Origin of the sequence: Treponema denticola, assembly GCF_024400535.1 — a bacterium.
GTDB classification, from domain to species: Bacteria; Spirochaetota; Spirochaetia; order Treponematales; family Treponemataceae; genus Treponema_B; species Treponema_B denticola_C.
In genome coordinates, this window is sequence record NZ_CP038800.1 from 1,838,131 (window position 1) to 1,863,499 (window position 25,369).

Below are 25,369 nucleotides of genomic sequence, written 5' to 3' on the forward strand. Positions count from 1 at the left end.
TCTTATTATATACTATAAACTCTCTATGTATATTTTACCGTATCATTAAGTAAGTCTTTTAAAGATGTAACAATTTCTTCAACAGTATGGATTGATGTATTTAGAGCAAGTTTATCTGCTAGTGCTGGACTATAATTGATAACTTCATTTTTTGTTACTTTGTGCCAGATAGGTAATATAACTTTATGCCCATTCATTTCTTTTGTTATCATTCCATTTAATTCATATTCAGTCCAATTTTTCTTAATAAAATTAGGAGAAATTATTACAATCCCATACAGAGAATTTATGAGCCCTTTATCAATACTTTTTCTTAGACTATCACCAATTTTTAATATAAATTCATCGTACCAGACTTTTAGCCCTTCACTCTGTAAAGCGAGTGCCAGTTCTCTAACAATGCCATCTTTATCTTCAGAGGCATGTGATATAAAAAAGTCATATTCTTTAGATTCAGCATAAGAAGGCAAGATCGGCTTATCCATATTAGAATAATTCTGACTAATTAATATATCTAATTTATCTTTTTGAGCTTTAATGTCTTTTTCTAATTTTTGTTGAAATACAAGTTGCTCCCTTTGATTTTTCTTTATATCCGCCTCTTCAGCTTTTTGTACTTCTTATTTTCGTTTTCTCAATTCAATTGTCTTATCTGCAATTTTTTTTTGAAAATCGGCAATTTTTGACTTTATGTTTAATATATCATGTTGATAATTTTGTATTTGTCGTCGCTTACTTTGTATTGTCGATAATGATGAACTTTTAGTTATTGATCTTTCAATATTTGATATATTTTTATTTTTATCTAGCTCTTTTTTTGTTTCATCTGCAATCTTTTTTTGTAAATCAGCAATTTCTTTTTCAACTCGGCTGACTCTATCATAATAAAATGAAGCAATCATTAATGCTCCTCCTTAATGTTCTATGTTTACATATTATGAAATAATAACAATTTGTATTGTATATTTCGATACATTTTATTTTGGTTTATCATTATGAATTACATTATACCCATTTACTAACTTTTTTCCAACTAGGCAATCTCTTATTGTAATGACTTTTTTTTAACGATAAGTGGAAAAAGATCGGAACCGGAGACCACCCAAATTCTTCATTAAACATTCCCCTATTACCAATTTCCAATCACAACCTCCTCAACACTCTCTGCTGCATGATAAAGCTGATAAGTATCATTGTAAAATCAACGGCAGGTTCCGCCCACCATACGGCGAGGCTTCCGAACAGATGAGGCAAAATCAGCATGGCAGGAACAAAGAGGATGAGCTGACGCAAAAGGACAATCGCTCCGGATTTTTTAGCGTCTCCGATAGATTGGAAAAAGGTAAGCGTCATAATCATAATTCCGTATAAAATAAATGTAGAATAAAACAGTTTGAAATTGATAAGACCTGCTGCAATTATTTCCGGGCGTACATTGAAGATTGACAAAAGGCTTTCGGAAAAAAGCATTGCCGGAACCCACGAGAGAGCCGCAAGAAGCGTTGCGCCGTACATAAAAAGCTTCATCGTTTCCCGCACTCTTCCGTATTGCTTGGCTCCGTAGTTTGCACCGATAACCGGCTGTAAGCCCTGACTCATACCCCAGAGCGGAATAAACGAAAACATGTATAGCCGCATTGTAGCGGACATTAAAATCCCCCAGTTATCGCCGCCGAAGGTAAACGCCTGTTTGAACAAAACCGTTTGCTGCACTGCAAACAAAAGCTGCATAAGCATAGCAGAGCTTCCGATGCCGAACATTTCACGGTAAATTTCTTTATACTTTTTAATTTTATGTATTTTGACAAAGGGACTTTTTTTCGCAAAATACCGCAGAGTTAAAACCGCCTGCACCATTTGCGATAGCACCGTAGCAATCGCCGCTCCCTCAATTGCGTACTCTCCCATCAAGAGCATAAAAACCGGATCCAGCACGATATTGAGCAATGCCCCCGCTCCCATAATGAACATGGATTGTTTCAGAGCACCCTCGCCTCGCATGGTCATGTTTCCGGCTTGAGCAAAGTTTACAAACACCGAACCTAAAAATACAATCCGCAAATACCGCACGCCTAAATCTTTAATCGCTCCTTTTGCTCCCACCATTTCCAAAAAGTACGGAGCTGAAAGCACACCTGCTGCCGTAATCACTAGCGAGAAAAGCAGCACCCAATAACAAACATTGCCGAAGATTTTATCTACCGTTTCCGTATCACCCTTGCCGATTGCCCGCGACAGAATTGAAGCGCTTCCGACACCGAGTAAGGCCGACACTGCTCCGTTTATCAGCGTCAGCGACATAGAAATACTGATTGCGGACATTGCATAATCGCCGATAATTCTTCCTGCAAACACCCCGTCCATAAACGGATACAGCCCGATAACGACCATTCCGATTATCCCGGGAATTGCCAGCTTAAAAAGCAGCTCCCTCGGACTTTTTGTCAATAACTGTGTTTTCATATCTTGGTTCATTGTAATTCTCCTAAAAATTAATTTGTAATTCATAATTCTTAATTAAGAATTGATAACACTATATGCTAACATTGTTATCTAAAATATGAAAAAAGTCAAGGGGATAAAGAGTATTTATGCAAAAGTATTGCTTTTTTATTGCTTTTGTAGTATATTAATAATAAGAGGTAAATATGAAAACAGCAGTTTTACAGACACGTGTAGATAAAACTCTAAAACAGGATGCAGATGCTTTTTTTGAATCAATAGGAATGGATACGACAACTGCGATACGTATATTTTTAAAACAAACTTTAATACAGCGTAAAATTCCATTTGAAATTGTTCAAGATAATTCTTTTTATTCGGAAAAAAATATAAAAGCTTTGGAACATTCTAAAACTCAAATGGAAACCGGGCAACATTCAATTCGTGAACTTGTTGAGGTATAACATTGCATAAAGATTTTTCCGATGATGCGTGGGAAGATTACACTTATTGGGTAATCCATGATAAAAAGATTCTCAAAAAAATAAATCAATTGTTTTCAGATATTGAACGAAACGGCAACGATGGAATTGGTCACCCTGAACCCTTAAAAGGAAATCTGAGCGGTTATTGGTCGCGAGCAATAGATGAAAAGCATCGTCTTGTTTATAAAATTGAAGATGAAATAATAAAAATTATTCAGTGTAAAAATCATTATAATGATAAATAATCTTTCTAACCCTATTTCTCCCCATCTCCCAATACGAAAACCTTCCTCCAGCCGGCAGAAAAAAAATCGGCAAGGGTTTTCATTGAGTTCAAAGCGTCTTTTTTTTTGAAATTATGCAGTACGGTTTCAAAAATGCAGGAAAAATAAGCATGGGTCAGCATGTGCAGTTCTTTCGGCGGAAGGCGTCGGACGATAATGCTTTTTTTTTCAAGCAGTTCGTAGGTTTTATACATATCTTTCATTTCCCGCTCCACCATCCAATCGGTAAATTCGGCATATTTTGTACCTGAGGCACAGCAGAGAATCAGCTTAAATGATTCAAGATTATCAAAAATATAAGAAACAAAATCTTCAAGTGCTTCAGCCGATACTTTCCATATTTCATCTATGCCGCCTTCTTCAAGCACGCTGAAGCACAGTTTTTCGGAGGCGGAATACTGTGCTTGCAATCCCTGAATTGCAGGTTCCACCAACGCGGAAAAAAGGTCGGTCTTATCCTTAAAATGCCGGTAAAATCCGCCTGTAGTAACACCTGAAAGCCTGCATATTTCCCGCAAATTGGCTCTTTCAAAGCCTTCTTTCAAAAAAAGTTCTTTACCATTTTTGAGAATCATTTCGTGTGTTTGTGCGTAAGTTCCGGTATTCATATTTTCTGCCTTGATAACTATGTTACCAGTATATTTAAAGAAAAAACTTTGTCAATAGGAAAAATTTTTACCCCTTGATAACCATAGCACTTAACCATATACTAAAGCCTAGATATTTTACAAAAAAACTATTACCAATGCTGATTACTTTATAAGGAAAAACTATGAATGTATACGATTTAATTGCAGAACATTACAGCGAACTTTTTCCGCTTGAAACGGAAAAACTTGAATTTATACAACACCTTTGTCCGTTGCCGGGCAGATTGTGCGATGCAGGCTGTGCAACCGGTGAACTTGCAATGGGTTTATATCAAAAGGGATATAATATATGCGGACTCGACTTAAATGCAAAGATGATTGGAATTGCAGAAAAGAAAGCTTCGTGTATCCGCAAAACAGGTGAGCTTATGTTCTATCATGCAGATATCGCCGATATTATGCAGTTCAGTAAATTTAAGGGTGTGTTGTGTTTCGGTAATACGCTTCCGCATTTGCGTGATGAAGATATTCTCCGCCGTTTTTTTAGTTCCGTGTATCGGTCATTAGAGGAACACGGCATCTTTATTGTTGAAGTTCTCAATTATGACCGCATCCTTGCCGAGAAAAAAATGGACTTTAAAGATAAAGAAACGAAAGATTTTATTTTTAAGAGGCACTATGATTTTTTACCTGATGGGGATATCAGGTTTACTATAGAATTTACCGATAAGCAGCGCAGTACCGTCGGTTCGGATTTTACGGTATTACATCCTCTGAAGAAGCAAATGCTTTTAGCCTTATTTAAGCAGGCAGGATTCAAATCCGTTTCAGCCTATTCGGATTATACCTTTACGGAAAGCCGTGCAGAAGATTATGCCGTAGTATACACAGCAAATAAATAAGAGATATAATCCCATATTCTCATTTTGATAAAAAGCAGTTTATGAAAAACATAAAATATCTTTACATGGTTTTGATTTTTTTTACGATTATTGTAATAAAAGGCATGGCGGCAGAAAACAACAAAGAGTACAAAGTATTGATAGGTATGGCCCCCGACAAAGCGGTAAATCTTAAAGGAATAAAAACACTGGTAATTGATGCTGAATTTTTTTCTAAAGAAGATATAGCACAGCTTCACAAAAACGGAAATGTTAATATATTTTCTTATTTAAACATCGGCTCTATCGAAACATTCCGCGATGATTATGAAGCATTTAAATATATAGCTTTAAGCGACTATGAAAATTGGGATGAAGAAAAATGGATAAATGTTGCGGACAAAAGATGGCAAAAAAGAATAAAGGACAAAGCACGGCTATTATCTCAAAAAGGTATAGACGGTTTTTTTCTTGATAATGCCGATGTTTATTATCATTATCAAACACCCGAAATATATCGGGGACTTATGACTCTTTTATATGAAATACATAAAGAAAATAAACCTATTATAATAAACGGCGGAGATACTTTTATAAGTCAAGCAATAAAGCAAAATGCTCTTAAAGGAATCGTAAACGGAATCAATCAGGAAAGCGTATTTACCGAAATAAATTTTAAGGATAACACATTTGGAGTAAAACCTATAGAAGACAGAGAGTATTTTTTTGCCTATTTGGATCAATGTAAAACCTATGGATTTACCGTCTATTTACTGGAATACGGCCCAAGTAAAAAAATTGAAAAAGACATAAAGGCGTATTGTCAAAGCAACGGATTTATCTACGACATTTCCCATTCATTGCAGCTCTATAAACCTTTTTAATTGACAAATATAGGGATAGGCTTAATATTTTTTATTGTTTGTTCCAGCTTAATCTTTTCATTCCTTATATCTATTTCCGTTTGTATGTTAATAAAAAAATCATCTGAAACATTAAAGTACTTTGCAAACCGTAAAGAGGTGTCGGCAGTAATTTTTCGTTTATTTTTTAAAATATCTTGAATACGTGATACAGGAACAGCTATATCCTTAGCAAGCCTATAAGCACTTATATCGAGCGGTTTTAAAAATTCTTCGTTTAAAATTTCGCCTATTGTAGGTGTAGGAATTAACTTTGACATAACAACCTCCATCAATGATAATCTACAATTTTTTATACCTGATTAACAGGTATAAGTCAAGAGTATAACATGGTATTTTTAATATTTCTACCTTATACTTCGACATTTTTATAGCAGTCTTGACATCTTGCAGTTTTTAGAGTATTGTCTTTATATTATTAACTATTTCTTGTGTTTAGCACTAACTTTTTTCAATCTAAAATAATTTAGTCTTAAGGAAGAAAAATGATTCTATTTAAAAATTATATAAAAAAAATAAGCTTTGTTTTATTTTTAAGCCTAGCCCTCTCCGCTTACGGATTTGACCTTAATTCTTATTGGTCCTTGGGAGATGTAAAACTTGGAGGTATCTTCCAAGCACAAAAACCTAAGGCCGCATGGGACATAAATATTTCTGCTTTTAAGTTTTATTTTAAAGACTTGGATTCGGGGTTTAATTTATCTTTAAGTCCTTTTTATATGAATATAAAAGGCGGCAATAAAGAAATAGAAACCATCAACGGTGCTGCCGACCAAAGATCGGCGTTTTTTAAACATGGACTTTTTATTATGTCTTTTATAAATGCAGAATTAAGCTTTAATACCTTAAATTTTATATCCGACACCTTTGAACTAAATCTTTTTACGAATATTCATGCTGTCGATCCTGTCATAATCTCAAGGTTTCAAATAAATGCAGGCTTGGAGTTTGCAATCACAAAAGAAATATATCCCTTTGCCGGAAGAAAATATCCTTTAAAATCAAAGCTTTTAAGTGCAAGGACAGGATTCAGATACACCGACAATAAACCCTTTTTCCTTTGCGACATAGGTTTTGACTTAGGTGCTATTTTATTTATTATTAAAAGCGGCGACTACAAAGAAGCAAAAGCAAAGACAGAAAAAGAAACCGTAAAGGATATTTTTGATAAGGATTAAATTTAAGATTAGTTGATTGGTAGAAAATTATTTGGGATAATTATGATATACCGATTTGATATTTCTTTAATTAAAAAATACCACAGTAAATCTCAGATGGTAAGGGTGCTAACAGAGGATTGGGTACTAAGAAATTTTAGTTGCCCGATTTGCGGTAAACTTAAAATCGAGGCATATCCAAATAACTATCCGGCAGGAGATTTCTTCTGTAAAAACTGTAAATCGGATTTTGAGTTAAAAAGTAAAGAAAGCATTTCCGGAAAATTACCGAATATCATCACGGACGGAGCCTATAAAACAATGATTGAAAGAATTACATCTTATAGAAATCCGAACTTTCTTTTTCTGACTTATAAGGACTACGAGGTATCAAATTTTATTTTGATACCAAATCATTTTTTTACTCCATCTATTATTTTAAAAAGAAAGCCTCTATCAAATACAGCAAGACGAGCCGGATGGATAGGATGCAATATAGATATTTCGAAAATTCCCGATGCAGGAAAAATATTTATAATAAAAGATCAAATCGAAACAGACTCGAAAGAAATAATAAACAAATATGCAAAAATAAAATCCCTAAAAAAAACAAATATTGAATCTCGAGGCTGGCTGCTTGATATAATAGCTTGTATAGAAAAAATAAACACAGAAGAATTTTCTTTAAACCAAATATACGCCTTTGAAAATGAGTTAAAATTAAAACATCCTGAAAATAATTTTATCAAAGACAAGATAAGACAACAACTCCAATATTTAAGAGACAAGGGTTTTGTAAAATTTTTAGAAAGAGGAAAATATAAAAAGTTATAAGCCGCCCTCCCCTTGCCCCTCCACCCTTATTTTGATATACTTAACACTCAAAACATCAGCACCTTATTTTGGAGGAAAAGATGAATATACTGCTTGTCGGATCAGGCGGAAGGGAACATGCAATAGCTTTAAAGCTAAAAGAATCACCTTCTCTCGGTAAACTTTTTATAGCACCCGGAAACGGAGGCACGGCCCTTTTGGGTGAAAACATTCCCATAAAGGCCGACAATATCGAAGAACTTGCCGATTTTGCTCTTTCTACCTCAATAGACCTTGTAATTGCAGGCCCCGAAATTCCTCTGTGTTTAGGCCTCGAAGACCTGATTAAAGAAAAAGCAAAAGTTCAAAACAAAAAAATAGCATTTTTCGGGCCGTCAAAGGCTTGTGCCCGATTGGAAGCCTCCAAAGATTTTTCCAAAGAGACGATGAGCCTTCTTTCCATTCCCACGGCAAGATATTCTTCTTTTACCGATTTTCAAAAAGCAAAAGAATATATTGAAGGCTTTGATTACCCCTTTGTAATAAAGGCTGACGGCCTTGCAGCGGGAAAAGGAGTTATCCTGCCCGACTCAAAAGAGGAAGGCATAGCCGAACTTAAAAATATAATGATCGAAAAACAATTCGGAGCCTCAGGCGACAAGGTAGTCATAGAAGAACGCCTTGAAGGAGAAGAGGTTTCAATCCTTGCCTTTTCGGACGGAGAAAAAATAGCCGTAATGCCGCCCTCGCAAGATCACAAGAGGCTTAAAGACAATGATGAAGGACCCAACACCGGCGGCATGGGAGCCTATGCCCCTACGCCGATTTGCTCATACGAAGAAGCCGAAAAATATGCGGCTCTTACGATTCTTCCAATTGTAAAAGAAATGAAAAAAAGAGGCACTCCCTACATCGGGGTTCTCTATGCAGGCCTCATGCTCACAAAGGACGGCAAAGGCTTTACACCCAAGGTGCTTGAATATAACTGCCGATTCGGAGATCCCGAAACCCAAGTCTTAATGCAGCTTTTTGATGGGGACTTAGCTCTAACCATGAGCTCTTGCGCAGAAGGAAGCCTCGACAAAGCTATGCCTAAATGGAAGAAAGGCTATGCGGCAACCGTAGTGCTTGCAAGTGAAGGCTATCCTCTTTCTTCATCAAAACCGGTAGAATTGTCCGCTTCGGAATTGGAAGGTTCCCCTGAGGTTAGCGTAATACATGCAGGCACATCCCTTAAAGACTCCAAAATATTCGCATCGGGCGGAAGAGTTCTTTGTATAAGCTCAAACGATAAGAGCTTACAAAAAGCTATGGATAATATCTATGCAAAAATAAAAACCATACATTTTCCCGGAGTGCAGTACAGAAAGGACATTGCAAAACGCGGACTGGAACATCTAAACAAACTTAAATAAATATTTATTTAAATATAAAATAAAAAGGAAGAAATAAAATGAACGAAATGAAAAATTAAAACCAAGAGCAGCCAAAGGGCAAGAGCGAAGAACTATCAAAAGATAAAAGTTCGGTATACAGCGCATCAGGCGTGAACATTGATGCAGGAAATGAGGCCGTTCGCTTAATGAGTGCAGCGGTTAAATCAACCTTTAATAAATCCGTTCTTTCGGATGTAGGCACCTTCGGAGGTCTTTTCGGCACCGAAGAGCTTTTTAAAATGAAAAAGCCGGTCCTTGTAGGTTCTACGGACGGGGTCGGAACAAAGGTAAAAATAGCGGCCGAAGCCGGTATATACACAACAATAGGCCAAGACATAGTAAACCACTGCATTGACGACATCCTCGTTCAAGGAGCCAAGCCCCTTTTCTTTTTGGACTATGTTGCAAGCTCAAAGTTGGATCCGCAAATGATTGCCGACATAGTAGGAGGCATGGCAAAGGCTTGTAAAGAATCGGGCTGTGCCCTCATCGGAGGCGAAACGGCGGAAATGCCGGGCGTTTATATGGAAGGAGAATTCGACATAGCCGGAACCATTGTCGGGGCCGTCGATGAAGAAAAGATTCTTCCCAAAAAAAACATAAAAGAGGGAGACATCCTGATAGGCCTTGCCTCTGACAGTCCCCATACAAACGGGTACTCATTGATTAGAACAGCCTTTAAAGGCGTAGACCTTAATACCGTCTACCCCGAATTAAAAGCACCATTACATGAGGTTCTATTAAAACCGCACCGCTCCTATCTTAATGCAATCTATCCAATCTTACAGGAGCATCCCGAAATCGTAAAAGCCCTAGCCCACATCACAGGCGGCGGTTTTATCGAAAACATTCCGCGCGTTATTCCTGCCGGCCTCGTCATCAAGGTAAAAAAAGGCTCGTGGCCCGTACCGCCTCTTTACCCCCTGATCCAAAAATTGACCGGTGCAAGCGGGGACGAAATGTACAGGGTCTTCAATATGGGTATCGGAATGATAGCCGTTGTTTCCCCCGACATGGCCGAAAAATATCGTGAACTTGTCGGAGAAGAATCATGGATAATCGGCAAACTGGAAAAAGCCGACAATCAAACCCAAAAGGCTGTAACAATATTAGAGTGAAGGGTAAACCTCTAAAAACTGAAGTTTTTAGAAGTTCCCTATAATAAAACTTGTATTTTGAATAATTTATGCCGATAATGAACTGATATGAACTCGATAAAACTACCGCGGACAATTCAGATAGGCGGCAAAGGACAGGTTAAAAAACTTACTCTCGGAGGCACTTCAGCGATTTTGCTTCAAACTATGTGGAAAGAAAGCCTATTGGGGGCTGATCTCCTTTCTATTGTAAAAAGCCTAAATGAATTGGAACAATTGGGCTGCGAAATCGTGAGGTTTGCAGTTCCCGACATGGATTCTGCGGAGCAATTTGTCAAGCTCACCAGATTAACGGAGATGCCCCTCGTGGCCGATATCCATTTCGACTATAAACTGGCCTTACGGTGCATGGACGGGGACACGGCAAAAATACGCATAAACCCCGGAAATATCGGTTCAAAAGAAAAAACGGAAGAAGTTATACGCAAGGCAAAGGATACGGGAACTGCTATCCGAATAGGGGTCAATTCGGGCTCTCTGCCTTCCGATCTAAAAAAGAAAATAGAAGAGGCAAATGCAAAAAGAAACTTAAGCAGCGCCAAAAAGGCTTTAGATGATGAGATTTCCCTTTTGAGAGCTGATGCCTTAACCGAGGCTGCGGCAAGAGAACTGGAGATTTTCGAAAAAGCCGATTTTAAAGATGCCGTAGTTTCTATGAAGGCTTCCAATGTACGGGAAACGGTTATGGCAAACGAAATCTTTGCTAAAAAATTCGACAATCCCCTTCATTTAGGAGTTACTGAAGCAGGCCCCCTTATTCAAGGTATTGTAAAAAGCACAATAGCCTTTTACAGGCTTTTGGAACAAAACATAGGAAGCACCATAAGAGTAAGCCTCTCCGATTCTTGCGAAAATGAAGTTATAGCCGGAAGAGAAATATTAACCGAATGCGGTAAAAGGCAAGGCGGTATAAGGCTCATATCCTGCCCGCGATGCGGAAGAAAGGGCTTTGATGTTCAAGCCTTTGTAAAACGATGGCAGACAAAACTCTTATCCGAAAAGAAGGACATAAGCATTGCCGTTATGGGCTGCGTAGTCAACGGCCCCGGAGAAGGCAAGCATGCAGACATTGGAATTACCGGAGCAGAAGACTCCGTTATAATATTTAAACACGGAGCAATTACCAAACGCTTGGATTTAAAAAAATTAACCGAAGAAGAAAAAATTGAGGCAGTAGATAAAGCCTTTATAGAGGAGCTTCAAAGTCTATGAAAAAACAATTAAAAATTATTTTTATCGTACTATCTATTTTTTATTTTTACTCAAACCTTTTTTGTTTGGAAACTATTGATGAAAAAGAAAGGCCTTGGCATCTTTTAGAACAAGCAAAAATTCAAATGGAAAAAGGAGAGTTCGGCCTGGCCCTCCACTTAACAAATAAGGCACGGGATATTCATAAAGAACAAATGGAAGCAAAATATTCTTATATGTTCAATGCCCTAAAACCGAAAAGGGTAAAACTAGAGGGAGACAATATTTCGGATGTCTATGCAATTTTAAATAAAAGAGAAGACCACGATGCCTGTAAAATTTTAGATGAAATCTTTTTAACTCATCCGCCCGTATTTTTTGATAAGTCTATTTCAAAATTAATGTCATGGCTCGAAAAACGCAAGGCCTTCCCTGAAACGGATTATTTGACAGGCCGAATTTATTTTGCAGAAGGAGATTATGAGCAAGCCATGCACTATTATAAGGAAGCATGGAATTTCCACAATTTCTTGGAAATACCGGATGAAAGGTTCAATATAATTTACGCACTTGCCGACACATCAAAACTTTTGCGCAAATACGATGAACAGGAAAAATACCTCTTGCTTGTTTTAACCGAAGACCCCATATACGGAACTACAAATTTGGAAAGTGAGGCTCTTCAAGCTATGATTAAAACAATAAGCTCGGAAAAAACAACCGAAAAATTCTTTTTGCTGTACCGAAACCGTAATCCGATAGCCTTAAAAGCCTACATGGATTTAACGGATATATATATGGAAGCGGGCAAAAACAGAAGAGCTCTTGCAACCGCTGTTTTAGCTTCTATAATAACTATAACGAACCTTGATGACCTTATCTCAAAAGACAATTACACTTATGAATACACCAACCTTTCCGACCTGCTCCATAGACTTAATAGAAAACAAGAAGTTATATTGTGGGCCGAAAAACAAAACTTTTGGAGAGCTTTTATGAATCTTGCAGATTGCCTTTTAAATAACGGTAATACGGAGCAAGCTTCTTATCTCTATTCAAAACTGGCAGAATCAATTCCTTCGATTAAATATGCCCAAGAAGCTATATATAAAAAAGAGCAAATGATAAAAAATAAATAAAAGCATACCTGCATCTTTAATTGCTGATAAGATCTTTATGCAAAATTATAGCCGAACCTGTCTAAGGGCGGTTTATTTTCCGTAAGATTCTTATAAAAGTTATCCATAAGCTCAGCCGTTATTTCCACGGAAGTATTATAAAGAGAAAAAAGGTTTTCGTTTGTTATTTTGCTCTTAGGATGATCGGAAGTCCTAATGATGTGTCCCTGCAAAAAATCATAAAGACCTAAGATTTTAATTAAAGAAAGTTTTAAAGTTTGAGATAATCTTGTAGGCGCATAGAAAAATTTTTTCCCCATTTTAAAACTACGAAAAGAACACAAAATATCTTCTTTTGTTATAGAAGGGAGAAGACATCTGTAGATATTGGCAACGGCTTCAGCTTCTTTTTCATTTATATCGATATAATTATAAGCCTTGTACCTAAGAGGATGGAGCCCGTCCTGCTTTAATAAAAATTTTTCAAATTCCATTTCGATCTCGGCATGGTCTCTTTTCATTTCCTTGACCATAGCATTTACATAAGGATGGCAAGAGCTGTCCAAACCGAAGTGTCCTATAAAGCCCATCATGTAAGAAAATTCATCCGTATTAGGCTCTATTCTAATTTTATTTAATACGACATTAAAAACATCGGTACAATTTGTATTATGAATATCCGTTGCAAGCTGCAAAACAGGATTATTATCCTTTTTAAAAGGTTTATGAAAATACAAAAAATCAGGCCCCTGTAAGCCTAGATTATATAAATTTTTATTTGAAATTCCGGCGGCAATTTCAGAAGGCAATAGAGCAAAAACCCTTTGTCCATGTATATAATGTGCGTAAAAATCCGGCATAAATACCTCCAAAAATACATACACCCTATGCTTCTTTAATTATAATCAAAAAAAATCTATTTTCAAGCCAAGAAAATTAGGGAGAAAATATTTTTCTCCCAAAATTTTACTACATAAATCATTTTTTTCATAAAATAATAGTAGAGAGGCATGATAAACATTTCGGCTTGAAATACAAGCCTACATGTTTATCTTCGAGTTTGCCCAAGGGCAAACATCGCAAATTTTTAGATGGTAAAAAAAATTATTATTGAAGACAGGAGTATATAATGGAAATTTTAAGTTTTTCGTCATTCGGGTATGAAGGAGAATTGATTAAGGTCGAGGCAGATTTAAGGCGAGGCTTGCCGGTTATCGACATAGTGGGGCTACCCGGTTCTGCGGTAAAGGAAGCAAGGGATAGAATGAGGGCTGCTATCAGGAATTCGGGACTTGAATTTCCCGTAAGCAGGATACTGATAAATTTAAGCCCTGCCGATCAAAAAAAAGAAGGAAGCGGTTTCGATCTTCCTATTGCCATCGCCGTCCTAACTGCAAAAGAGGCAGAAAAAAATTCGGCAGAGGTTAAAGCAAAAGCTCAAACTATAATTCCCCAAGATGAAGACAGGGAGAAAGAATCCGTGATGATAATGGGCGAGCTTGAGCTTTCAGGCAGGGTAAGGCCTGTGCGCGGTCTCATAGGAGCTATCTCGGCAGCCCGTTCTCAAGGCATCAAATACTTTATAGTTCCAAAAGAAAACGAGGCCGAAGCCCTCATCGAAGACGGCATCAATGTATTCGGAGTGTCCGATTTAATCGAAGCTCTGGAATTTTTCTACCAAATAGAAAACGGGAAATTCAATACAAAGCCTCAGGGGTTAAAAAAAGAAAGCTTCCCCTATAAGGGAGCCGTACCTCTTTTTGTATGGAGCGATATGGAAGAACCGGAAGATTTCGATTTTCAAAAAGACTCAAAAAGCGAGTTCGGCTTGGTAAAAGGCTTTGAGGATATCCGCGGACAGGACGGCCTGATACGGGCATTAGAAATAGCGGCGGCAGGAGGGCATAACCTCATAGCCTACGGACCTCCCGGCTGCGGAAAGACCCTTTCTTTAAGCCGCTTTCCCCTCCTCCTCCCCGACATGGACGAAAAAACAGCAATGGAAACAACCCGCATTTACAGCATCGCCGGTCTCTTGCCCCAATCGGCACCGAACCCCCGTCTTTTAAAAAGGCCGCCCTTTAGGATGCCTTCTCAAAATGCAAGTATGGAAGGCATCATAGGAGGAGCCGGAAAATGTATGCCGGGCGAAGTTTCCCTCGCTCACGGGGGCGTTCTTTTTTTAGATGAAGCCGCTCAATTTAAGGCAAGCGTTTTGCAAAGCCTCCGTGCCCCCTTAGAAACGGGAAGCGTAACCTTGAGCCGTGCCGGAAGAAGCAGCACCTTCCCTGCCCGCTTTCAGCTCCTTCTTGCAATTAACCCATGCCCCTGCGGCAACTTCGGGAGCCCCGGAAAGGTCTGCACCTGCCTCCCCTATGAAATCGAAAAATATTGGAAAAAACTTACAGCCCCCCTCTTGGACAGAATCGATATAAGGGTTCCGGTAATGCCGCCCAAACCTGAAAATATTTTGGCGGAGGCAAAATATTCTACCCAAACGATGAGAGAAAAAATTAAAAACGCAAGGCTCATTCAATGGGAAAGATTAAAATTTACAAATAAGGAGAAAAAAGTGCAAAACATAATTTATGAAAACGCAAAACTTTCACCCCAAGAAACGGCTGAAGTTTGTAAAATGAGCGGCGAGGCGGAAAGATTTTTTTCCGTGATTGTTGACTCAAAAAAACTTTCGGGAAGAGGAAGCCACGCCCTCTTAAAAATATCCCGCACAATCGCCGACATCGAATCAAGCAAAAATATTTCTTTGGCCCATATCGAAGAAGCAGCAGCCTTGAGGCAGTGGATAAAGTATCTTCCGGATTTTTTATAGCCGGTTTTATTGCTTACCTCGTCTATTTGCAAAAATCATTTCAATAATGCCGCTGATGGCGATGGTATCAGATGCTTTCGATTTCCTCTTTGGTAAGGCCTGTAGCTTCTGCTATATTCTCAATTGACAATCCTAAACGGAATAAATTCCTTGCTGTTTCAAGTTTAGTTTTGTACACCCCATCGGAAAAACCTTGTTGTATTCCTTGCTGTATGCCAATTTTTAGACTTTCTTCTCTTTGTACTGCAATATCCGTATCATAATCGTATTCGGCTACTAACATATTTATTACCTCCCGTGATTTTCTCTGTAAGTATTCTTTTAAAATTCCTTTTTCTATACATATTTTTATGGCATTTGTAAAACCGTTTTCAGAGTCAAGTTGTGTTTGATTTCTTACCTCTTCTACAAAGAGGCTGTATTCTTCAAGCGGTTTGCACACTGTTAGGATTTTATTTGCCTTACCAGTATTTATGTTTAAAACTTGTACCGTAAGTTCCAGCGGCACTTGTTCCGGTTTTGTGATGAACGCATCGGACAGCTTTAATGTTGTATTTTCAGGATAGTCTTCCTTACCGTTATAGAAAACATAAAACTCAGGTGTAGGTATTTTTGACAGTTTTCTTAAATATCTGTCAGTCGGAGCTTGCAGCTTTTCATAGAGCCTTGCTATGTATTCTAAAAATCGTAGAGGCATATTTTCGTTTATGGTGGATTGGTGTTCTGCAAGAATGATAATTTTACCATCTACAAGACAGGAAACATCATTGATTATGTTCATATACATGACATTATCGAGCCGTATATTTTCTACAGGAGACGAAAGCGGAAGGTGTGTACCGTGTAATGCATTGTAAAGCGACAAAAAATTCTCTTTTGCAAATATACGGGCATCTGCTGCGTCGCACGGCAAAAAAGTGTCCTCGACGTATACCCGATACGCCTGCGGTACTTTTTTGCCTAACTCCTTGCATCTGCTCCGCCTATTTGCAAAAGTACTCATACTATATAACCGCCACGGATGGCGGTGGTTCCACGCAAATGCGATGTTTTGAGCTTTGCTCAAAACTCGAAGTCAACGACTGTACACGGATGTACAGTCGTTGACGGTCGACAAATACCGAGTCTTTATATTTTCTGTTTGCCGTACTCATAGCTATTTCCTCACTGGTTGTATTATACCACACTTTCAGCAATTTTGTAAGAGAATCAATCAATACTTTCAATACTTTTCGCACCCTTGCAGGAAACCTCTGAACTGTGATATAATTATAAAGTTATAAACGGAGGACTTTTTATGGATAAAAATGAAATATTAAATAGAGCAAAAAAATATGTTTCCGAAGAAAAGGAAGTAAAATTCTCAGAAGAGGTTAAGGCTTTAATCGAAAAAAACGATGAAAAAGAATTATATGACCGCTTTTATAGGGATTTGGAATTCGGAACGGCAGGTTTAAGGGGAATCATAGGAGGCGGCACAAACCGCATGAATCCTTTAGTAATAAAAAATGCAACCCAAGGACTTGCGGATTATCTGATTGAAGCAAAGCCTGACAAGGCTAAGGCCGGTTCTTTAAGTGCCGTAATTGCCTACGACTCAAGACGCTTTTCGGATGTTTTTGCAAAAACGGCTGCTCTGATTTTTGCGGCAAACAATATCCGCTGTTACCTTTTTTCGAGCCTCAGGCCTACGCCGGAACTTTCTTATGCCATAAGGGAACTCGGCTGCGATACGGGAATTGTAGTAACAGCCTCGCACAACCCTCCGGAATACAACGGCTACAAGGCCTACTGGTCGGACGGAGCCCAGATTACCCCGCCCCATGATTCGGGCATCATCAAAAAGGTAGGAGAAGTTTCTTCAATCAAAATGATGAGCGAAGAAGAAGCTCTTAAAAACGGAAAGCTCGTAATAATCGATAAAGAAATCGATGAAAAATACTGGGCTATGCTTAAAAAGAAAATCAGCCGTCAAGAAATTATTAAAAATATGGCTTCCAAGGTAAAGATAGTTTACACTCCCCTTCACGGAACGGGAGCTATGCATGTAGAAAAGGTTCTGGGAGAAATGGGCTTTAATGTTATAAGCGTTCCCGAACAGCGTGAACCTGACGGAAATTTCCCGACGGTAAGCTATCCCAATCCCGAAGACCCGAAAGCCTTAAAGATGGCCATGGATTTGGCTATAAAGGAAGGAGCCGATATTTTGATGGCCACCGATCCAGATGCCGACCGCTTTGCCTGTGCAGTAAAAAACGATGCAGGCGAAATGCAGCTTATAAGCGGCAACCAGATGGGAGCCCTCTTTGCGGATTATATCTGTCTTACATTAAAAGAACAAAATAAACTGCCTCAAAATGCCGCAATAGTACGCTCGATAGTAACCTCCCCCTTAAGCGATTTGATTGCGGCCTCTTACAATGTGCAAAGCGAAGAATGTCTTACCGGCTTTAAGTGGATATGCGGCGTTGCCGAAAGGATGGTAAGCACGGGCTCCCACTCCTATCTTTACGGTTATGAAGAAAGCTTCGGCTACAACTTCGGAACCGAGGTAAGAGATAAGGACGGTATTGCCTCTTCTGCAATTTGTGCCGAGATGACCCTCTATTGGAGGAGCAAGGGAAAGAGCCTCTTAGACAGGCTAAACGAAATCTTTTCTAAATTTGCCTTTTACGGAGAAAAGACCATCAACATGGTATACCCGGGAGCAGAAGGCTTAAAGATTATGCAGGACATGATGGTAAGAGTGCGGAAAAGAAATTTAAGCGAAATTGCCGGCGTGAAGGTAAAAACCATCAGGGATATTCAGGAAAGTACGGAATATTCTCCTTTAGAACCTTCCAAAAAAACTACAGTTACTTTACCTAAAAGCAATGTTCTTCAATATTATTTGGAAGACGGCTCCATAATATGCATAAGGCCCAGCGGCACCGAACCCAAGATAAAGATATACATAATCCATTCCGAAAAGGTTGTTTCATCGGTTGAAGAAGCTAAAAAACAATCGGATAAAAAGATTGCCGAATTTGAAAAAGAATTTAACGGGGTACTAAACACATAATGAGCTCTTACGATTGGATCAGTGCCGTCTATGATAAGGCGGTTTTTACGGCCTTCGATACCGAAACAACGGGCACGGAGGCCAAGGCAGAAAGAGTTGTCGAAATCGGCTGCGTAAAATTCGACATTCGCGGAGTTATCGCCCGCTACAATGTTCTAATTGACCCTGAAAAACCCATGCCTCCCGAAGCGGGCAAGGTAAATCAGATAACCGATGAGATGCTTGCAGGCCAGCCTAAATTCGCAGAAGTTTTGCCCGACTTTTTGGACTTTATCCGCAACACAGTTTTGGTTGCCCATAATGCAAGCTTCGATATAAACTTTATAAACTGCGAGCTTGAAAGGTGCGGAAAAACAAAGCTTACAAACAAGGTTTTTGACACCCTAACATTTGCACGCGAAACCCTTCCGGGCTTACAAAGCTATGCCCTGCAAAACCTTGCAACACAGTTTGGCGTTCAAGCCGTAAATGCCCACCGTGCCGAGGACGATGCCAGAGTCTGTATGGAATTCTTCAAAATAGCCGTAAGCCATTTCTTTGAAAAAAACAAGGATATGCTTGACTATTATAAAAAGGATGTCGATATTTCCGAATATTTGAGCACCAAGGACCCTGAAACGGACGGCGGCAAACTTGTTCAAAATTTATTTTAAAAAGGCTCAAATTAAAAAAGCCTCGATTGATTCTTTTTTGAGAAGAACCAATCGAGGCTTATAAATATTTTATCAAAACAATAAGGCTTATTTTTTCTTTGCTTTTTTTACGAGCTTTTCAAATTCGCTTATCTGATCCGTAAAAATCTTTATGCCTTCTTTCCAGAAGTCCGGAGTTTCGATATTAAAGCCTGCACTCTTTGTTACCTTAACGGCATCCATCATACCGGTCTTTCTTAAAATATCCTCGTAAACGGAAGTAAACTTTTCTCCTTCCTTTTTATAGCGGTTATAAAGACCGAGAGCAAAAAGCTGACCGAAAGCATAGGGGAAGTTATAAAAGCCCAGGTCGGCAGAATAATAATGCCCCTTAACAAGCCACATATATGGATGAAGCAATTTAGAATCAAGCCCGTTTCCATAGCTTTTCTTTTGAGCTTCAAGCATCAGGCGGCAGCAGTCTTCAGCTGTGAGTTCATGCTTTTCCCTTTCTTCCATAAAGGAGCGTTCAAAATAAAAACGAGAAAGAATATCGATCAATACCTGACATCCATCTTGAAGATGAATTTCCAATAGAGCCGTTTTTTGCTCTTCATTCATTTTTTTAATTTCGCTTTCAAACAAAATGGTTTCTGCAAAAATAGAAGCTGTCTCGGCAAGGGTCATAGGATAGCTTTGATTTATTACGGGCATATCCTTTACAACATTAAAGTGAAAGGCATGTCCCAGCTCGTGCGCTAAGGTACTTACAGAAGAAAAAGAGCCGTCGAAGTTGCAAAGAACCCTGGGTTCCTTTGTTACGGGAAAATGAGTACAGTAGGCTCCGCCGACCTTGCCGTTGCGTACCTCGCCGTCTATCCAGTTGGAGGCAAAGGCCTTTTTTGCAAAGTCTCCCATGTTCTTTGAAAATGAAGAAAAGTTTTCGATTACCAATGCCTTTGCTTCTTCCCAAGTATATGTCGGAAATGATTTTGAAACCGGAGCAAAGAGGTCATAAAAGGGTAAATCCTTTTTGCCTAAGAGCATGGCCTTAGCCTTTAAATACTTTCTCCATGCAGGAAGAGAATCTTCGATGGCGGAAATTAATGAGTCAAGAGTTTTTTGAGTTATATTTGCCTGCTTTACAGATTTTTCGATTGTGCCGCCCTTCCAGTTACGCCTTTTATTTAAGGTGATGGAAGTTCCCTTTACGCCGTTCAAGGCTGCGGCAACGGGCTTTTCTATGGACTTGCAAAGCTCAAGTTCTTTTTTAAAAGCCTTTTCGCGGACAGCCTCATCCTTATCGTAGGCCATCGCTCTAAGCTGAACCAAGGTTTTTTCTTCCTTAGTTTTTTCATCCCAAATACATGAAGCTGTGGAAGTCATCGTGCTCTGTAATTTGCTCCAAGCCGAAGCACCGGAGCGGGCAAGATCGGCAGCCAAGGCTTCCTCTTCTTCGCTCATCTGTTTTTTTTGCCAAAACAAGGTATTTTCCAAATAGAAAGAAGCATATTTTAAATCCTTGTCGTTTTTAATCAAGGCCTTTACCTCTTTGGAAACGGAAGCCAAGATATTCGAAAAGCGCACTCCAAGGGGCGTAAACGGAACAAAGAGAGCCGATATCGAGTTAAGCTCAGATAAAGCTTCCTTGTTTTCGGTATCGGTTGTATACACGGCCGAAGCATAGGCATAAAGAGTTTCAGCTTCGGCATTAAATTCGTTTAAAATATCCAAAGCTTTTACCAGCCATTTTTTTAAGTCCTTTCCTGAAAAAGCCTTTAAGTGTTTTTCAAACTTGGAAGTCAATGCAGGAATTTTCTTTTTTGATTCCGCATATTTTTTTGATTTAAAATCGGGATAAATATTTTTTAAATCCCATCTCGGTGCAGTTTTGTTTTGCATTAGTATCTCCTTATCAATTGATGGTTCTCCATAGATTGAAAATAATTTTATATTATAAGAGAGCTTATGTCAATAATATATAATATTTAAAACCGTATGCGAAAGGTTCGAATAGAGGTATCGGCGGCTTTAGAACAATAGTGTCGAAACGAATCGTTTATTGCAAATTTTTCACGAGATCGTCTCATGTAGAGCTGAAACATGTGCCCTATTACGGCACTAATAGGCGGCATAGTATGTCAATACGAATAGAACGCCGCCGGCAGCCTTAAAAGCGTAGCCACCCCGCTGTTGTTCGAAAGCAAAAAATTAATAAAAAACGAGCTTTAAATTCTTATGTGCAGTCTTTTAAATTTACCCATACTGTGATATACTGTACCCATTGTTTTGAAAATATAATTACGGCAAGATAGAAAGAGGAAAAAATGCAAAGTACGCTGATTGACAATTCCGAACATTTAAAACTGACTGATACGCTCAAAGAACTGATCAACATCTCCGGTATTACCCGCATCGACATTGCAACCGGCTACTGGGATATTCCCGGCACACAGCTGATTGCAAAAGAACTTCGGGCATTCTTGGAACACTCAGCGGACACACACCTGCGCATTCTTATCGGGAAGGACCCGTATCTTTTTGCGCAGTACAGTGCCGACGTTAAATATAAAGATGCCGATTATCCTCAAGATTTTATCAGAACCGATCTTGCCGATTTAAAAGTGAAATCGGAATATATTCCGGCTGTGCAATTACTATTGAACTTTTGCAAAGAACAGCATGAAGGACAAAAAGACCCCAAAATAGAAATACGTATTTTTCAAGGTGCAGATAATGATAAGCAGCAATTCTTCCATTCAAAGTGCTATATTTTTTACGGTGAAGGAAGAGCTTTCGGCATTATAGGCAGCAGCAACTTTACAGGAAAAGGATTACAGGAAAATTCCGAACTGAATTATTTGGAAACGGTACCCCAGATTATCACTGCAAAACCTGATGAAATAAACAGGTCGAAAGGTCATATCTCATGGTTCAATGAAAAATGGGCATTAGCTTCCGATTGGACGCAAGAGTTTTTGGAAGAGGTGCTGAAAAAATCGGAGATAGGGATAGAAAGTGAAAAAAAGGAAGATCAAACCAAACCTCAACATGAACCGCCGTATACCGAACTTTCTCCCTATCAAACCTATATTAAATTTTTGATCGATCAGTTTGATGAAGTAATAAACGGCGACGGCAAAATCACTCCTGATGAATATATCCCTCATGACGAGGAGTTCAAACAGCTTACCTATCAAAATCAAGCTGTCAATCAAGGTTTTGCAATTATGAAGCGGCACCACGGTTTTATCCTTGCCGATGTAGTCGGTCTCGGCAAAACTTTTACTGCATTGATGATCGTAAAACGGCACTTGATAGAAACGAACTTTACTCATCCGGTGTTAATTATCACCCCGCCCGCTATTCACCAGAGTTGGCTAGATTCAATCAACTATTTCGACAAAAACGAATTTCCTCAGAAAAAAATTGCACAGCGTATTAACCTTACCACAATCGGGCGTCTTGATGACAGCGGCGAAAGTGACGGCTATATTGATGGAAATGATTTTGATATCGTATTTAAAAAAGAACAATACGGAATGATTGTAGTTGACGAAAGTCACCGCTTTAGGAACAGCAATACACTCATGTATCAAAAACTTGATGACTTAATAGGAAGTATAAATCCTCATCCATATATTTTACTTCTTTCGGCAACCCCACAAAATAATACTCCGTATGATTTACGGAATCAAATTTATTTATTCCAACGTGAACATAAAAATGCAACCCTGTGTAACCTCGGCGAATTTGGAAATGATCTTGAACGCTACTTTAAAGAGAAACAAGACCGATACAAGCAGTATATCCAACGATATAAACTTGTGAATGGGATAAAAATTCAAAAGACATCGGAAGAATTAGCTCAAGATAAAAAAAGTCTTATTGCGGACAATAAAGATATACGGAAACATATTGTCGAACCGCTGATAATCAGACGTACTCGAACGGATATTGAAAAATATTATCAAGACGATGTAAAAACTCAAGCATTGAAATTTCCTAAAATAAATAAACCGATTGAAATACCCTATGAGATGAAAGGAGAGCTGGAGCAGCTTTTTAACACAACCCTCAATATTATTGCACCGCAGGTGAGTCAGATTGAGATAGACAAAGCGGGAAATCAGCTGCTTGCACTCGGAACAGAAGCCGGGAAAGACGGCCTCGGTTATTACCGCTACAGAGCGATTGAATTTCTGAAAAACAAAGAGCATCGAGCATTATACGAAGTAAAAAATTTAACGGTAAGTAATACGGCGGAACGGTTAGCCCAGCTGATGGAAATATTGCTGGTTAAACGGCTTGAAAGCAGCCAAGCAGCCTTTAAAGAGTCTCTGCATAACTTATCCCGTTACACTGAAAATATGATTAGGATGTGGGAAGTAAATCGTATTTTTATTTGCCCCGATTTGGATGTAAATAAAGAACTTAGCGATAGGGCACTCAGAAAAAATGGCGGATTTAAGCAGTGCCTTAACATGCTAGCTGATAAAGCGAATAAAGCGAATAAAAGAAATTCCGGAAGCGAATATGAAGGTTCTAATAAAGAATATAAAAGAACTGATTTTGATGAAAGCTATATCACCTTATTACAGAATGATTTACAGCTTATCAAAAACTTATGTTCAAAATGGGATGTTCAAACGGCAGATCCTAAAATGAGTACCTTTATTTATGAAACAGCTAATCAATTCTTAAATAAAAGAAGGAATAAGAATAGAAAGTTAATTATTTTTACCGAATGTATTGCAACTCAAAAAGCATTGGTTCAAAAATTACACGAAATGCCGATACCGCATTGCAATGTTCTTTCAATTACGGCAGCAAATCGTGATGATATGAAAGATATTATTGCGGCAAATTTTGATGCAAATTACAAGGGCGAAAAGCGGGATGACTATCAAATACTGATTACCACAGATGTCCTTTCCGAAGGAGTAAACCTGCACCGAGCTAATTCAATTTTAAATTATGACTCGCCGTGGAATGCAACACGGCTTATGCAGCGGCTTGGGCGCATTAACCGTATCGGTACGGAAGCAAAAGAAATATGGAATTATAATTTTTATCCTTCAACATTGGGTGATGCACAAATAAATATTAAGAATAGAACATATATAAAATTGCAAGCCTTTCATGAATTATTCGGTGAAGATTCGCAAATTTATTCAACAAAAGAAACGGTACGGCATTTTTCACCGCCGGTATATACAGTCGATGATGATGAAGAATCTCCGATTATGCCGTTTATTGCAGAATTACGGGCATTTCAAAAAGAACAGCCGGATGATTATACCAAACTAAAAGCGATAGACAAGCCTGTTATTTCTGCCATACAAAATCTACAACACGGATCATTTGCTGCGATGCACGAATATAACGATCGGCATGAGTATATGCAATCATTATTATATCTTTCGTCCAATATTAAGACCCAGCAAGTTAGCCAACTTGAGTTTTTTGAAGCGTTAAAACCACTGATACAACTTGAAACACAACAGTCTGAAATAAATATGGATACCATCACAGCCTGTAAAAGATTGATTATGGAATGCTATGAAAAAGATAAACAAAACTCAGCATTGATTATGAGGGAAAGAAAAAGCAAACAGAACAAAGAGATAACGCAAGCACGGACTAAAATACAAGAATTATACACAAACATTAATTCTAAAAACTTGCGCGATATGCTCAATGTCATTTCCGATGCGCTCATACACCACAATGTTACAGTAGCAAAACAAGTTTTAAAAACGAATTTTGAAGCTAATGCGTTATTTGATAACAAAGATTCTATCATTACAGCACTTTATCAATTAGCATGTCAAAATAAACCTGCAGCCGATACACATACTGCATTATCAATAGCACTTATCACGGAAAGTATAGAGAGGAAAAAACTTGTATGATAGAAAAAAAATATGAAATAATTATTTATAATACTGAAGACGGTAAAACTAATGTGAAATTATATGCGCAGGACGATATGATATGGATGAATCAACAGCAGATTGCTTTACTTTTTGAAAGTTCCAAGCAAAATATCAGCTTACATATTGCAAATATTTTCAAAGACAAAGAAATAACATTATTAAGGAGCACACAATGACTGATTTTCGCACTATTTTTGAACAAAGCTATCCCGGAAAAGACAAAATCTACGAAGATATAATTCTTCCTATTTTCAAAAACGCAACGGATTTACGGCAAACGGCACCGATTGCATTGGCAGAATCCGATAAAAAGAATGTTTTACAGGCTTCAATCATAGCACAAGTTGCAGGGACATTTCCCGTAACATTTGCCGATGTAGAAGTACAGTCGTCGGTACACCTCAAACGCAACCGTGTTAGTATTCAAAAC

The 25,369-nt window shown here is 38.3% G+C and carries 23 protein-coding genes and 1 pseudogene; 15 read left to right on the forward strand and 9 right to left on the reverse strand.

Annotated elements, in window-relative coordinates; all coding sequences use genetic code 11:
* Positions 1–23: 23 nt before the first annotated feature.
* From E4N78_RS08720 to E4N78_RS08730, 3 genes are all read right to left on the reverse strand, one after another.
* Positions 24–485, reverse strand: coding sequence for a toll/interleukin-1 receptor domain-containing protein (locus tag E4N78_RS08720; protein ID WP_255810169.1), 462 nt, complete (start codon positions 483–485; stop codon positions 24–26).
* 135 nt (positions 486–620) lie between these two features.
* Positions 621–902 carry a hypothetical protein gene (locus tag E4N78_RS08725; protein WP_255810170.1) on the reverse strand — a complete coding sequence of 94 codons (282 nt, stop codon included), beginning with the start codon at positions 900–902 and terminating at the stop codon, positions 621–623.
* 241 nt (positions 903–1,143) lie between these two features.
* Positions 1,144–2,475 carry an MATE family efflux transporter gene (locus E4N78_RS08730; protein WP_255810171.1) on the reverse strand — a complete coding sequence of 444 codons (1,332 nt, stop codon included), beginning with the start codon at positions 2,473–2,475 and terminating at the stop codon, positions 1,144–1,146.
* Between the two features lie 173 nt (positions 2,476–2,648).
* On the opposite strand from E4N78_RS08730, the gene E4N78_RS08735 reads away from it, so the two are divergent.
* Together E4N78_RS08735 and E4N78_RS08740 are read left to right on the forward strand one after the other, a co-directional pair.
* A complete protein-coding gene (locus E4N78_RS08735) occupies positions 2,649–2,906 on the forward strand; it encodes a type II toxin-antitoxin system RelB/DinJ family antitoxin (RefSeq protein WP_002669190.1) in 258 nt (85 codons plus the stop codon).
* A 2-nt stretch (positions 2,907–2,908) separates the two neighbouring features.
* Positions 2,909–3,172, forward strand: a complete 264-nt coding sequence (locus tag E4N78_RS08740; RefSeq protein WP_255810172.1) for a Txe/YoeB family addiction module toxin — start codon at positions 2,909–2,911, stop codon at positions 3,170–3,172.
* 11 nt (positions 3,173–3,183) lie between these two features.
* Here the strand turns inward: E4N78_RS08740 and E4N78_RS08745 are convergent, their stop codons facing one another.
* On the reverse strand, positions 3,184–3,819 hold the full coding sequence (locus E4N78_RS08745) for a TetR/AcrR family transcriptional regulator (RefSeq protein WP_255810173.1): 636 nt from the start codon (positions 3,817–3,819) through the stop codon (positions 3,184–3,186).
* Between the two features lie 164 nt (positions 3,820–3,983).
* Here E4N78_RS08745 and E4N78_RS08750 point away from each other — a divergent pair, with 164 nt between their 5' ends.
* Complete coding sequence (locus E4N78_RS08750) at positions 3,984–4,703, forward strand: class I SAM-dependent methyltransferase (protein WP_255810174.1); 720 nt, start codon at positions 3,984–3,986, stop codon at positions 4,701–4,703.
* Positions 4,704–4,744: 41 nt separating this feature from the next.
* Complete coding sequence (locus tag E4N78_RS08755) at positions 4,745–5,566, forward strand: endo alpha-1,4 polygalactosaminidase (protein ID WP_255810175.1); 822 nt, start codon at positions 4,745–4,747, stop codon at positions 5,564–5,566.
* On the opposite strand, the gene E4N78_RS08760 is transcribed toward E4N78_RS08755, so the two are convergent.
* Positions 5,563–5,865 carry a HigA family addiction module antitoxin gene (locus tag E4N78_RS08760; protein ID WP_255810176.1) on the reverse strand — a complete coding sequence of 101 codons (303 nt, stop codon included), beginning with the start codon at positions 5,863–5,865 and terminating at the stop codon, positions 5,563–5,565. The two genes, E4N78_RS08755 and E4N78_RS08760, sit on opposite strands and share 4 nt — an antisense overlap.
* 225 nt (positions 5,866–6,090) lie before the next feature.
* Between E4N78_RS08760 and E4N78_RS08765 the strand changes: the two genes are divergently transcribed.
* From E4N78_RS08765 to E4N78_RS08790, 6 genes and pseudogenes are all read left to right on the forward strand, one after another.
* Entirely contained in the window at positions 6,091–6,783 is a 693-nt protein-coding gene (locus E4N78_RS08765; RefSeq protein ID WP_255810178.1) for a hypothetical protein, read from the forward strand.
* 42 nt (positions 6,784–6,825) lie between these two features.
* On the forward strand, positions 6,826–7,596 hold the full coding sequence (locus tag E4N78_RS08770) for a DpnI domain-containing protein (protein ID WP_255810180.1): 771 nt from the start codon (positions 6,826–6,828) through the stop codon (positions 7,594–7,596).
* An 80-nt stretch (positions 7,597–7,676) separates the two neighbouring features.
* Positions 7,677–8,990 (forward strand): phosphoribosylamine--glycine ligase, encoded by a 1,314-nt coding sequence (purD, locus tag E4N78_RS08775; protein ID WP_255810181.1) that lies wholly within the window; start codon positions 7,677–7,679, stop codon positions 8,988–8,990.
* Between the two features lie 38 nt (positions 8,991–9,028).
* Positions 9,029–10,129, forward strand: a pseudogene (gene purM / locus E4N78_RS08780) (phosphoribosylformylglycinamidine cyclo-ligase).
* 87 nt (positions 10,130–10,216) lie between these two features.
* Complete coding sequence (ispG, locus tag E4N78_RS08785; protein WP_255810183.1) at positions 10,217–11,380, forward strand: (E)-4-hydroxy-3-methylbut-2-enyl-diphosphate synthase; 1,164 nt, start codon at positions 10,217–10,219, stop codon at positions 11,378–11,380.
* Positions 11,377–12,498: a tetratricopeptide repeat protein gene (locus E4N78_RS08790; RefSeq protein ID WP_255810185.1), complete on the forward strand. Its 1,122-nt coding sequence runs from the start codon at positions 11,377–11,379 to the stop codon at positions 12,496–12,498. The genes ispG and E4N78_RS08790 overlap by 4 nt, the downstream gene beginning before the upstream one ends.
* 35 nt (positions 12,499–12,533) lie before the next feature.
* Here E4N78_RS08790 and E4N78_RS08795 read toward each other — a convergent pair whose 3' ends face one another.
* On the reverse strand, positions 12,534–13,337 hold the full coding sequence (locus E4N78_RS08795) for a zinc dependent phospholipase C family protein (RefSeq protein WP_255810187.1): 804 nt from the start codon (positions 13,335–13,337) through the stop codon (positions 12,534–12,536).
* Between the two features lie 269 nt (positions 13,338–13,606).
* Between E4N78_RS08795 and E4N78_RS08800 the strand changes: the two genes are divergently transcribed.
* Complete coding sequence (locus E4N78_RS08800; RefSeq protein ID WP_255810188.1) at positions 13,607–15,307, forward strand: YifB family Mg chelatase-like AAA ATPase; 1,701 nt, start codon at positions 13,607–13,609, stop codon at positions 15,305–15,307.
* Between the two features lie 67 nt (positions 15,308–15,374).
* Here the strand turns inward: E4N78_RS08800 and E4N78_RS08805 are convergent, their stop codons facing one another.
* Positions 15,375–16,220: an Rpn family recombination-promoting nuclease/putative transposase gene (locus tag E4N78_RS08805; RefSeq protein WP_255810189.1), complete on the reverse strand. Its 846-nt coding sequence runs from the start codon at positions 16,218–16,220 to the stop codon at positions 15,375–15,377.
* 384 nt (positions 16,221–16,604) lie between these two features.
* Between E4N78_RS08805 and E4N78_RS08810 the strand changes: the two genes are divergently transcribed.
* Together E4N78_RS08810 and E4N78_RS08815 are read left to right on the forward strand one after the other, a co-directional pair.
* Positions 16,605–18,368 carry a phospho-sugar mutase gene (locus tag E4N78_RS08810; RefSeq protein ID WP_255810190.1) on the forward strand — a complete coding sequence of 588 codons (1,764 nt, stop codon included), beginning with the start codon at positions 16,605–16,607 and terminating at the stop codon, positions 18,366–18,368.
* Positions 18,368–19,021 carry a 3'-5' exonuclease gene (locus tag E4N78_RS08815; RefSeq protein ID WP_002669823.1) on the forward strand — a complete coding sequence of 218 codons (654 nt, stop codon included), beginning with the start codon at positions 18,368–18,370 and terminating at the stop codon, positions 19,019–19,021. Before E4N78_RS08810 ends, E4N78_RS08815 begins: the two co-directional genes overlap by 1 nt.
* Positions 19,022–19,108: 87 nt before the next feature.
* Here the strand turns inward: E4N78_RS08815 and E4N78_RS08820 are convergent, their stop codons facing one another.
* Positions 19,109–20,902 (reverse strand): M3 family oligoendopeptidase, encoded by a 1,794-nt coding sequence (locus E4N78_RS08820; protein WP_255810191.1) that lies wholly within the window; start codon positions 20,900–20,902, stop codon positions 19,109–19,111.
* 425 nt (positions 20,903–21,327) lie between these two features.
* On the opposite strand from E4N78_RS08820, the gene E4N78_RS08825 reads away from it, so the two are divergent.
* Entirely contained in the window at positions 21,328–24,915 is a 3,588-nt protein-coding gene (locus E4N78_RS08825) for an SNF2-related protein (protein WP_255810192.1), read from the forward strand.
* The gene (locus E4N78_RS08830) at positions 24,912–25,115 is read left to right on the forward strand and encodes a virulence RhuM family protein (protein ID WP_255810193.1); all 204 of its coding nucleotides are present in this window, start codon (positions 24,912–24,914) and stop codon (positions 25,113–25,115) included. The genes E4N78_RS08825 and E4N78_RS08830 overlap by 4 nt, the downstream gene beginning before the upstream one ends.
* 49 nt (positions 25,116–25,164) lie before the next feature.
* On the opposite strand, the gene E4N78_RS08835 is transcribed toward E4N78_RS08830, so the two are convergent.
* Positions 25,165–25,344 (reverse strand): hypothetical protein, encoded by a 180-nt coding sequence (locus tag E4N78_RS08835; RefSeq protein WP_255810194.1) that lies wholly within the window; start codon positions 25,342–25,344, stop codon positions 25,165–25,167.
* Between the last annotated feature and the right edge of the window lie 25 nt (positions 25,345–25,369).